8 protein-coding genes are annotated in these 10,818 nt (G+C 53.1%); 3 read left to right on the top strand and 5 right to left on the bottom strand.

Going from position 1 to position 10,818, the window contains the following annotated elements:
• Nucleotides 1-148 precede the first annotated feature (148 nt).
• The 4 genes from L858_RS21480 to L858_RS22575 form a co-directional block, all read right to left on the bottom strand.
• Nucleotides 149-1,714 (bottom strand): glycosyltransferase family 2 protein, encoded by a 1,566-nt coding sequence (locus tag L858_RS21480; RefSeq protein ID WP_152639879.1) that lies wholly within the window; start codon nucleotides 1,712-1,714, stop codon nucleotides 149-151.
• Between the two features lie 24 nt (nucleotides 1,715-1,738).
• The gene (locus L858_RS21475; protein ID WP_081643408.1) at nucleotides 1,739-2,776 is read right to left on the bottom strand and encodes a glycosyltransferase; all 1,038 of its coding nucleotides are present in this window, start codon (nucleotides 2,774-2,776) and stop codon (nucleotides 1,739-1,741) included.
• 737 nt (nucleotides 2,777-3,513) lie between these two features.
• On the bottom strand, nucleotides 3,514-7,299 hold the full coding sequence (locus tag L858_RS20735; protein ID WP_022684589.1) for a glycosyltransferase: 3,786 nt from the start codon (nucleotides 7,297-7,299) through the stop codon (nucleotides 3,514-3,516).
• Nucleotides 7,299-7,811 (bottom strand): DUF4214 domain-containing protein, encoded by a 513-nt coding sequence (locus tag L858_RS22575; protein WP_420801838.1) that lies wholly within the window; start codon nucleotides 7,809-7,811, stop codon nucleotides 7,299-7,301. The genes L858_RS20735 and L858_RS22575 overlap by 1 nt, the downstream gene beginning before the upstream one ends.
• 523 nt (nucleotides 7,812-8,334) lie before the next feature.
• Here L858_RS22575 and L858_RS0118670 point away from each other — a divergent pair.
• The 3 genes from L858_RS0118670 to L858_RS0118660 all read left to right on the top strand — a co-directional run bounded on the left by L858_RS0118670 (nucleotide 8,335) and on the right by L858_RS0118660 (nucleotide 10,193).
• Nucleotides 8,335-9,030: a ParA family protein gene (locus tag L858_RS0118670; RefSeq protein WP_022684587.1), complete on the top strand. Its 696-nt coding sequence runs from the start codon at nucleotides 8,335-8,337 to the stop codon at nucleotides 9,028-9,030.
• A complete protein-coding gene (locus tag L858_RS0118665) occupies nucleotides 9,030-9,344 on the top strand; it encodes a hypothetical protein (protein WP_028056286.1) in 315 nt (104 codons plus the stop codon). Before L858_RS0118670 ends, L858_RS0118665 begins: the two co-directional genes overlap by 1 nt.
• Nucleotides 9,345-9,446: 102 nt before the next feature.
• Complete coding sequence (locus L858_RS0118660) at nucleotides 9,447-10,193, top strand: class I SAM-dependent methyltransferase (protein ID WP_022684585.1); 747 nt, start codon at nucleotides 9,447-9,449, stop codon at nucleotides 10,191-10,193.
• A 56-nt stretch (nucleotides 10,194-10,249) separates the two neighbouring features.
• On the opposite strand, the gene L858_RS20730 is transcribed toward L858_RS0118660, so the two are convergent.
• Nucleotides 10,250-10,818: autotransporter outer membrane beta-barrel domain-containing protein (locus L858_RS20730; RefSeq protein ID WP_037504991.1), on the bottom strand; the 569-nt coding region annotated here is incomplete at its 5' end.

Below are 10,818 nucleotides of genomic sequence, written 5' to 3'. Positions count from 1 at the left end.
AGTGGCTAGGGGTTTTTGGAGGTGCGCACTTTATTCTCGGGCTCAGGGTGCCGCCATCTCAGCTTCGTAATCAATCGACACCCTTTGCCTATCTTACCTAGGACACGTTCCAAGTATATCCACAATATTTATACCGCTATGAACACAATTAAGATGACAACTTTATATATTTAATGCAGAATCCGAGCATTCGTGGATCGTCATCTGATGGATAAGCGCAGGCCCTTGGAACAAATCTCAGTTGATTTAATCCAGACGTATTCCAATTCTTATCATCTAATTTGATGATTACTTTGTCAAAATCCACTGATAGCGGATATCCCTCAACACATAAAACGCTATTAATGTAAATATCAACGGCGCGGAGGTCATTTTCGATATTCGGATTTCCGGACAAGCCAAGTTGCAAAGTCGCCGGATAATCATCGCATAGTATCAATATACTCGCTTCTGCCCCAACAGACCATAAATGCTTGGCTTCGAATTCTGACCATCCACCGCGCAAAAGTGGGCTGAGAACATCGGCGGATGATATACCGAATGCGTATTCAGTATTGATTAAAAGAGGTGTAATAATATTTGGCAAATTTATATCAAAACTGAAATTGATTATTGCCATGCTAGAAAATCTAGAATCTGAATCACTCAAAAATTTCCCATGTGCAGGTATAACTTCAACTATAGACTTTGGAGGTAATTCCCTTGTGAATACTACAGATAAATTGAAGGAGCCGACGGGAACCTGCGACGATCCTAAGACATCCCCATCGTGAATAAGTGTCAATTCTTGGTTATTATGCCAGTTTTGGCCCTTAAGCGATAGGCCGTGACTATTCTCCTCCAAAGGAGATATCATCGAAAAGCCCTCGCCAGCGCACCACGAGAACGTAGAATTTTCAAATGCTCCTGGGGTCGGTCCCTCTAGTGGAAAAAAGCCTGCGAGCTTCGCGCCGGTAATTTGCGACTGGGAGTCAAATCGAGCAAGAGCTGAAATGTTGAAAAACTCATCCACGCGGTGGGGATAACGAGAGCGCGAGCGATATACATAAGCGAATTCTAAAAGGCATCGCTCTCCCCGCTGTGCTGACAGACCACCTCCCGTGTAATGGGCGATAGTTTCATCTAAATACTTAATGTTTGCACCTTTGTCATAGGCTCGGAGTAAAAAATCATGATCGGCACAGATTTCTAGTCGAGTATCATAACCACCCAAGCTCTCGAGCAAGGATTTTCTTGTTAACGTGGCTTGGTGACAAGGATATCGATCATGCCATTGATGAGTTAGCTCGCCTTCCAGTAGGGCCTTACGCGTTACCGAAAACGGAGTTGATTTCTTGTGCAATTCGAGCCCGCGATCTACGTAAACGTGATCTCCATGAATGACATCAGGGCTAATACTCCCTATAGATGAGAATATTCTCGACAGTGTTTTTTGAGAAAAAAAGTAATCTCCAGCATTCATGAAAATGATATATTCACCATTGCACTTCTGAATGGCTTGATTCATCGCATTATATACGCCGGAATCTTCTATTTGAACAATATTTGAAACTAATTTAGGATACCTAGATAATATATTATAGGTGTTGTCCCAGCTTCCGCCATCAACAATGATATATTCCATATCTTCAAAATCTTGCGCTAAGACGCTTTCGATCGTTAACGGGAGATCCTTCGCTGCATTCAATGCAATCGTTACAACGCTAACTTTCATTTCTTGCTCCAAAAGAAGGTTTCTTTACGACGCTCTCATTGCGCGCTCATGCGCTCGCCGCATCAGAACACTTCTGAAGTTGCTTGAGACATCCTTCGTAGGCCACCTACGGCCATCATTCATAATTATACTTTTAAGGCGATCCTGATCACTCATCCAATCTTCATGCCCTCGTTCGACTTTTCTCTGCGCAGCTTGGCTTATAGTTTCTAAAACTTTTGGTGACAGCCTAGAGCTGGAATATGTTTTACCGATATCATATAAGAGCCCTGTGGTTTCATGACGTAGATATTCATTCATCGTTGGCAAGTCTGGTGCGACGACGATTTGACCGCGCGACATGGCTTCAACAAAGGACATGCCGATACCTTCTAATGCTCTTGGTGCAAAGAAGAAGTGTGAGCGCTCAACAAGCCTATTAAATTCGGCACGATCTTCAAACCACCTAGATAATGTAACTTCAAGACCAGCGAATTCGAATCTATCGGGCCAATTTAAACGGCCGCTTCCCGTTATTCCGAAGTCAGGTGCGGCATGTACATGTAGATGCTGCAAGCCTAAATGGCGCGCAAGTTTGACGACTGTCTGAAATGAAGGCTCTTGTCCCGGCCGGCGCTCCCAAAAAAAGCCGCTTAAATCGCCAGTAAAGGTGTATCCTAAGCTCGACTGTGGCTCAGGAAAGTACTGGAAATAAGCGGTTTTACAACCAATCCTTTGCAATTCTTCGTGATGAGCCCGCGAAAATGAAATAAACTGCGCGTCGACAAACGAGCGCCAGAAACTCGCTGGCAACCCTATTGCTCCATCATACATCGGCACAATAACGAATCTTCCTAAGCCTAACGGGGCTAGTTTCTCAGCTATGCGTTCCGCTTGATAGAAAATATAGCAATCATATTTGGAAGTAGACAGCTCAGTAATAATCTCGCGGTCTGATTCGGATGGCTCATCAGGTGAGTAGAAAAATTCATCCACGCTACCTATCGACTGCAAAATCTGTAAAAAGAACTCACACGATTTTGTTCTTTTATGGAATTTATGTCCTACGTAGCAAATTCTCATAGTACACTTTCCCCTTTTTATGGTTAATTGCGCTAGGTTTATACATTTGGGCGATAGCGGGAGCTGAGCGCGGGGTCCACCTCGAATTCTGGGAGTATATCAAGCGTCGCTAAGCCATGCGGGGTGTTGCTTGCCACGTTGTGGTGTACCGTAGGCATTCCATGGAGGCCGCAGCTCAGGCGATTTGCGTTGAAGCACATAGCGCGCCAATCCATGAAAGCAGTTCGTGGAGGCGATTACTAGAGGATCTCCGCCTGGATCGATAGCAATAACACGGAGCGCGCCATGCGCAGCGTGCCGTGAAACCGCGATCAGATCAGCAAGTGAGCGTCTGAAGCCGGATAATATCGCCTGTCGTAGCCATGTGTAGATCACTCCGCTGCAACGTCATTGCGTTTACAGGCCCCCGCACGCACCTCACGCGGCTGAATCCATCCCGAGCACGGCAAGCCTCTTCTCCACCGTCCAGCGCCGCCGGCCCGATACCCGGCTAAGGATCTCTATCTGACTATTCATCCGACCGCTTGTATGAGTAGTCGCTGCATCGCTTACTATTCTCGATGTCATCCAACACCGGCTACTCCGATGAAAGGGCAGCAATCATCCCGGCGAATGGGCACCCTGCAAGGCGGCTGCCCCCATACCTCCATTACGGTACAGCTTATTGCCTCCACCACAAGCACTCCCATCCCCTCCCGCAGCAAAGTGCGCAAGGGTGCATCGCAATCGGGTAGGGGTCAATTTTGCACACCTACGAACCCAGATCGACGATCAGCCTCAATCCCGCCGTCATGCAAGACATCCTCGGCGCCACCCTTATTTTGTAGAATACATGCTAAAAGATCTTGCGAACTTTTCTTCCAAGTAATCCAAGTTTTATCAACTTTATGGCTATTAGCTGATTCACTCAACAGCTTCTTGACAGCGTCTGCGATTGCCTTTGGATCCTTTTTGTTAGCGAAGAACACGGCGTTTGGTCCAGCTACTTCACGAAATACTGGAATGTCTCTAGCTAGCGCCGGAATGCCGTGACGCGCTGCCTCCACAAGCGGTAATCCAAATCCTTCTCCTTCGCTCGCAACAAGCAGGCAGCTACAAACCCGATAGATGTCGTCGAGATATTCGTCGGTGATTGACTCTAACCAGAACATGCGCCTTCCGATTTCAGGATGTCCGCGCAACCTCGCAGCGAACTCATCCATTTGCCAGCCCATCTTCCCGACGATGACGAGCTTCGCTTGTACACCCTGCGCCCATAACGCCTCGAAGGCTGCCAGAACTTGGCGGTGGCCCTTACGAGGCTCTATCGTGCCGACTGCTAGGAACGAAGGCCCCTCACGAAGAAGAGCGATCTGCTGTTCAGCATCGGACGGCTTGCCTTTGGTAGGTAAACTCTGCTCCGTGTCTGCACCCAAATGAAACCAATTGACTAGTAGAGGCCGCTGGCGCTCTGGTGCATTGTTTTCTAGCCAATCCTTGAACTCATCGGCAACAGAACGCGAGATGCATGCTACACTGTCAAATTGAGAAACGGCTTTAAGCCAGCCCTCATGACCTTCCTTTGTTCCCGCAGGGAAATGCTCGGGTAGCAGCACGGGCAGAAGGTCATAGATGACGGCATGGAGGTGTATGCCGCGAAGCCGCCATTCCTGCAGAATATCATGTTGCCGGGTGAGAATCTCAGGATGATAGTCCAAAGCGACGAATATATCGCCTGGATAGGTCTCCACCACGTCGTCCTCGCACCAGTAATCAGGGACACTGAGAAATCCGGAAGTGAAGCGACGAGCATACCGATAACACCTGCCGGCGAGATCTGCGTAAACCGGCTCGACCATCCAACCCAATGGCGGCTCCGCAAGCCACTGGGAGAGAATGGAACGGACCACGCGCTGGATGCCTGATCGAGCGTCAACCTGAACCAGCACAGAAACGTCCACGAGCAATCGCCTTCGCCGGGGAGAGAGCGGCAGACTACGTGAGATGGATCCACTAAGATTGATCCAGTCCAGCTCTCCTGCTGAATCGTTCTCCATTATAGCCCGAATAAGCCCAGGTCCGCCGCTGGCTGCTCTTGCGTAATAGCGTTCGATGGCTTCCGCATAGGACGCCGCGCATTGCCTGGGTTGATGATGGCGCTTGATATGCTCCTTTGCCCTCGCCCCGAGCGAGAGGCGGCGTGATTGGTCACGCCATAGTGTCACCAGCGCGTCTCTTAAATCAGCGTCGTCGAATTCATCTTTCAACATGAAGACCGCGTCACGTGGCAGTTCGGCCATCGAACCATGCGCATTGACAATCGTAGCCACGCCGCTGTTCATGCAGTCTAGAACCGTTCCAGATGTTTCGCCGCGAGAAAGCGTGCGAAGTTGAACGGCGATATCAGCAGCATCCAGCCAACGACGAAACGTTGCGTGATCGGCCCACCCAGTGATTTCAACTCGCCCGGCCAATTTGCTGGACCGGATCATGCGTTCGAAGCGGCTGCCGTATTCCCCTTGATCATTCTGGCCAACGAATACTAGATGACATCTAGGATCCTGCCCTAGTGGACTGTCCAACCATGCTTCGATCAGCCTATGGTTCATCTTCGAGGAGCCCAAGACACCAAAGCTGCAGACGACAATGTCATCGGCCGGTATGCCAAGCTCCTCACGCGAGCGTTCACGATTCACGTTAGGAAGCGATTGGCGTAGATGTGGAATGAACTGCCAATCTTGCGCGACTTCGCTACCGTACCACTCCTGAGCAAGTTGTTTAGAGTAGTCCGCGTGTACGATGATGCCAAGGGCGTCTTGTAGTACCGGCAGGTTACAAGGGTACTCCCATAAGACCTCGTCGGGATCCTTTGCGGCATACCTGCGAGAAACAGCCTGCCACCCATGAGAATAGGAAAGAGCTTGGGACCAAGCTCCTGGCTTTTCTCCACTACCTTCCCGGTAAGAAACCACACCTGAAAGAAAGAAATCGTGAAGTACAACTACACCGGGAATATCATGCAGCAGGTCAAACATGTGACTGTGAAACTGCGAGTTTCCGAAGTGGTACAGAACCCGGTCATATTCGTAAGCATGATGTCTGAACCATCTGGTATCCCGAACAGCACAGTTGCTTCGTATCCAAGGATGATCTACCGTGCCACGAGGATGCACTACGTCGATGCGGTAGTGTTTTGCCAGTTCAGGAAGTAGTTCCGCACAGTAATCGCTGATACCGCTAGCATCTGGCGCGAGCGGGGCGACAAAGGCCATGCGCGGGCGACGTAGCGACTTAGGAGCGGTGGCCGGGGAGAGACCAGCTAATGTCCGGCGCTTGTGGCTGGCCTCAAGTGCAGCCCATGCACGCTGAGCAGTGTTATTCCAGTCGAATTTACCTGCCTGCTTCAGCCCATGCCTCTCTAGTTCCGCACGAAACCGATCATCTGTAAGGACCTCCAAGATCTTCGCTTGGATGCTGTCGATGTCGAACGGATCAAACAGAGCGCTTTCAAGTCCAACCACCTCCGGCAGCCCAGACCGATTGCCCACGACCACCGCACGCCCGCACTTCATCGCTTCCAATGCGGGGAGGCCAAAACCCTCGTGCCACGATGGAAAGACAAAAAGCTTGCAGCTACGGTAACATGCTAGCAGGTCCTCTTCGGAGATGAAGCCGGTCAAAACCACCTCGCCGGAGGCAAGGCCTTCGTCTTGGGCAAGCTTCAGCAAACGATGCCGATCCGGTTCTTGTACCGAACACACAATCGCCAGTTGATGCGCACAGCGGACATCAAGAGGCAACCTTGCAAACGCGGAGATTAGGCCTTCTATATTTTTGCGGTGATCGATGCCACCCGTATACATAACGAATGGCCGTTCAAGACCGTATTCCTTTTCCAAATATCGACGGGTATTCTTGTCCACTGGCGCTGGCGAAAAATGATCATCGGCGGCCGTAGAGATGTTGACCGCCTGACCATCACCCACACCCAGCCAATCCAGCGCTTCTTGGCGAGATGATTCAGAGATAGCGAGTAGAAGATCGGCGTTCTTGAGGTGGCCTAGCTTACTCTCGTACCATTTCTCCACCTGTTCGTTTGGCAGATACACTTGACGGTGAATTAGCGGAATAAGATCATAGAGCACTGTAGCCGTCGGTATTGAAGCCAGCCGCCCAATACTAGTGACGATATTCTCACCAAATCCTTCGAAAATTGAAGAGGCCAAAATAAAATCGGGACAAAGGGCTGCAAGTGCGCTTTCGCGGATAAGTTCGGCCGCTTCGCGGCGAGCGTCATATTCTGGATTAGCTCCATCGACAGGCCCTGGTGCATCCCAGACTAAGAAGTGCTCGTCAGGCACCATACCGGCGAGCGCCTCCCGAACCTCATCGATTGTATGGGGAAGAAGACCATTCAGGGCGATGAACACTTCGTGCTCCCCTCGGCTTCGAAGCAGCCCACGAGTAAGCGCAAGTGAGTAGCGGCCAATTCCACGATGGCGGCTCGGGCCCTGCGCCGCCTGGAGATCGATGACAAGGCGCATTAGAATGCTGCTCCGCGAAGTAGACTGACACGTGCGAGTAATCGTCGCGCGTTCCGCCCCAAGTTCCGAGTGTCCCCATACGATTGTACGACCGGACGCTGTGAAGTCCGCAAAGTAGCGCCACTTGCGGCACTTTCACCCATGCTAACAGAAAGAGGAACGATGCTTCGTTGGCACAAGACCTCCGTCATTCTGTTACGCTGCCGCTCCCTCCGCCTGGCCCTGCCGATCCAACGTGCCGCCCAATGGCGGTCGGCCAACTCATCCGCCAGAAGAAGCTCCAATTCGAACCAAAACGTTCTTTTTACACGTGCTTCACGAGAATTCGAGATATCTGCCAGAATGCGCGTGCGTTTGCGCCCACTCCTGAGAAGCGCAGTGTAGTGACGCAATCCTGCAGGATCCGGCGACCTTTCTAAGTACCGGACGAAAAGGTCCGCAACGTAGGCCTCATCGTCGCTCTCCTCCAATTTGCGGCGATTAACCTGCCTGTATTCCGGCGACCTGCTCATGTCGGCCAAGAAACGCGCACGCCCTAAGCCGGCACGCACAACCCCGGAGCGCTCCTGCATCTCTTGGGAATCCGGACGCCTGCCAAGCAGCATTTCATAAGAGACGGCCACAAAATCAGGGACCGGCAGAGCTAGGAGGTCGAGGATTGAGTGTACGCTCTTGGAATGCATTATATCTCTCTTTGTTGAACCGCTGGGATTGCCGGAAACCATTTGGTTTGAGTTACGCTGCCAAGGGTGTGTCGTCCAGCATGGCGTAATATCGCGTGGCTTCCGCCGGATGGATATTGCCCATCGGCTCCAGCAGCCGCCTATGATTGAACGTTTCGCCGCAACAAGCTCTGACGAAAGCGTAGTCGGAATATTGAGCTTTCTCTCGGAGCCAAGTCTCCGATCAGTGAGCTGTCAAACAGGTTGGCGGTCCTGAACATGGATATGCCTGCGGGTGATTTGTCCAAGCGCCCAGCATCCATTGACTGATTAGATACTAGATAGCTATATGGTATCCAAAAGGGGAACTTCCATGCCCACAGTAGTATTCATCAGTCCCAAGGGGGGCGTCGGCAAGACCACGGCCGCCCTGCTGCTCGCGTCCGAAATCGCGCGCGGTGCGCAGGTGACGGCCATTGATGCCGATCCCAATCATCCGATCCAAGCATGGGGTAAGGGAGCCAATCTGCCAGAAAATCTCTCAATCCTCGCCAATGTGGACGAGGACAATATCCTGGACCGGATCGAGGAAGCCGCGGCGCAGACCCCCTTCGTCATCGTCGATCTGGAAGGCACAGCTGCCAAGATCGTTCTGCTCGCCGTCAGCCAGGCCGATCTCGTCATTATCCCGATGCAGGGATCGCAGCTCGATGCCGAACAGGCGGGACGCGCGATCAAGGTGCTCAAGCAGCATGAGAAGATGACAGGACGCACCGTGCCCTTCGGCGTGCTGCTCACCCGCACCAGCCCGATTATCCGCACGCGGACCATGGGGCATATCCAGAATGGCCTCAGTGATGCCGGCGTGCCGGTGTTCGCCACTCAACTGCATGAGCGTGAGGCGTTTCGCGCGATCTTCTCCTTCCAGAAGACGCTGGAGGACCTGGACGAGAAGGACGTGCCCAATCTCGACAAGGCGATCGTCAATGCCGAGCAGTTCGCCGTGGAGGTGATCGAGCGGCTGCGCGAGCGCCGAAATGCGGCCGCAACCAAGACGGAGATGGCATGATGAGCAGGGCCAATCCCTTCAGCGATCTCGACGATTTTGCCCCGGAATCCCCCTCCCGCCCTGTCGCAGCGGAGGCGATCGACCAGCTTGCGCAGGCGAGCGGCTTTCCAAGCCGCAAGGCGCATGAAGGGCCCTCCCCTGCCCCCGCGCGCCCGCCCCGGCGCCACACCACCGGACGCAATCGCCAGATCAACATCAAGGCAACCGAGGAAACAATTAGGGCGCTCTACAGCATCGCTGACGACATGAACCTTCCACTGGGTGCGGTGCTGGAGCAGGCGCTGGTCGCATTGAACGAGAAGCGCAAGCGCTAAGGTTGTGAAGCGAAGCTGAGGCCACACTGTGGTATCTTATGGATACCATATGGTCTCTTCGATTCAGCGTATCAAATCCAATAATATCAAACGGGATGAGTAATGCCGAAGGATGCCGAACGAGACTATCTCGCGAATATTGGCGATGCTGGCCGTCACCATTCACTTTATAAGCCATTTTCCAACGCAGAATGTGGCGTTGACCTCGCGTCGATCGGCATCATCATGGCGCTATTGCCGCCTCCCCCTGCCCGGCTGCTTGATTTGGGCTGCGGCGGTGGGTGGACAAGCATCTTTTTTGCTATGCGCGGATATCAGGTGGTAGGCCAGGACATCGCTCCAGACATGATCGACCTCGCCGTCGAGAACCGCGAGCGAAACCGCCTCAGCCCAGACCAAGTCACATTCATATGCGGTGATTATGAAAGCATGGGCCCGCTAGGCGAATTTGATTGCGCAGTTTTCTTCGACTCGCTGCACCATTCGGAAGATGAGGCTTCGGCAATAGATTCGGTTTTCAAGGCGCTTAAGCCCGGCGGTTTCCTGCTCACCCATGAGCCGGGAGAAGGCCATTCCATCAACCCCCACTCGATTGCGGCGATGGAGCAATATGGTGTTACCGAGAGGGACATGCCGCCCAGGCTTATAGTGCAGCGCGCCTTGGAGGCAGGCTTTTCAAACTATCGTGTGCTTCCGATGCCTCATGAATTGTTTGATATATTTTACACGAAACGCAATCATCCAAAGCGCTGGTTCAGCAAAAGGCGCTATCGTTTGATCCGTCGTGTATCGCGACTGCTCTTTTCTCCAGACATGGGCGCCAGTTCGATTGTGGTTCTTACGAAATGACGCCTGGGCGCCCGCAGGCGCGCCAGTTCAGATTCTCTATGTAACTTGAAAATCTTTCAGAAGCGCAGCCTGTAGCCCACGGTTGCGCTCTGCCCGCTGCTCTGCGCGCCGAATTCGCTGTTGACGCCGAAGAAGAGGGCAGCAGTCGGCGAAACCCGCAGGCTCGCACCCGCGCCCACAGTGGCAAGCGTCTCGCTGCGGACCACACCGGCGACCGTCAGGCCATCGACCACCCCTGCATAGGCAGCGGTCGCGAGGGTCCGCCTGCCGCTCAGCTGATGCAGCACGCCGGCGGAGAGCCAGGGGCTGATCCGCGCCTCGGCTGAGCCATGGAGCTCCAGCGCGCCGCGCAGGAAGGTCGCCCTGGTCCGCCGCGCCTCGACATCGAGCGCCCAGACCGCATCGCCGCTCTCGCTCGCGCTACCGCGGCGGGAGGAGATGTGGGTGACGCCGATCTCGGGTTCGATGGTCCAGTCATCCGCCAGGGTGAAGCCATGGCCCAGCGACAGGTCCGCGGTCCAGCTGCGCAGGCGGTAATGGCTGGTGAGCTTGCTGCCGCTGAGCAGGCTGCGATCCGTGTCGGCCTTGCTACCGTCATAGCTGGCCCAGTCGGCCCGAAGCTGCG

It is taken from the genome of Sphingobium bisphenolivorans (genome assembly GCF_000412635.1).
Taxonomy (GTDB): Bacteria; Pseudomonadota; Alphaproteobacteria; order Sphingomonadales; family Sphingomonadaceae; genus Sphingobium; species Sphingobium bisphenolivorans.
The sequence above is the reverse complement of the archived record's forward strand: the minus strand, read 5'-3'. Positions and strand labels throughout refer to the sequence as shown.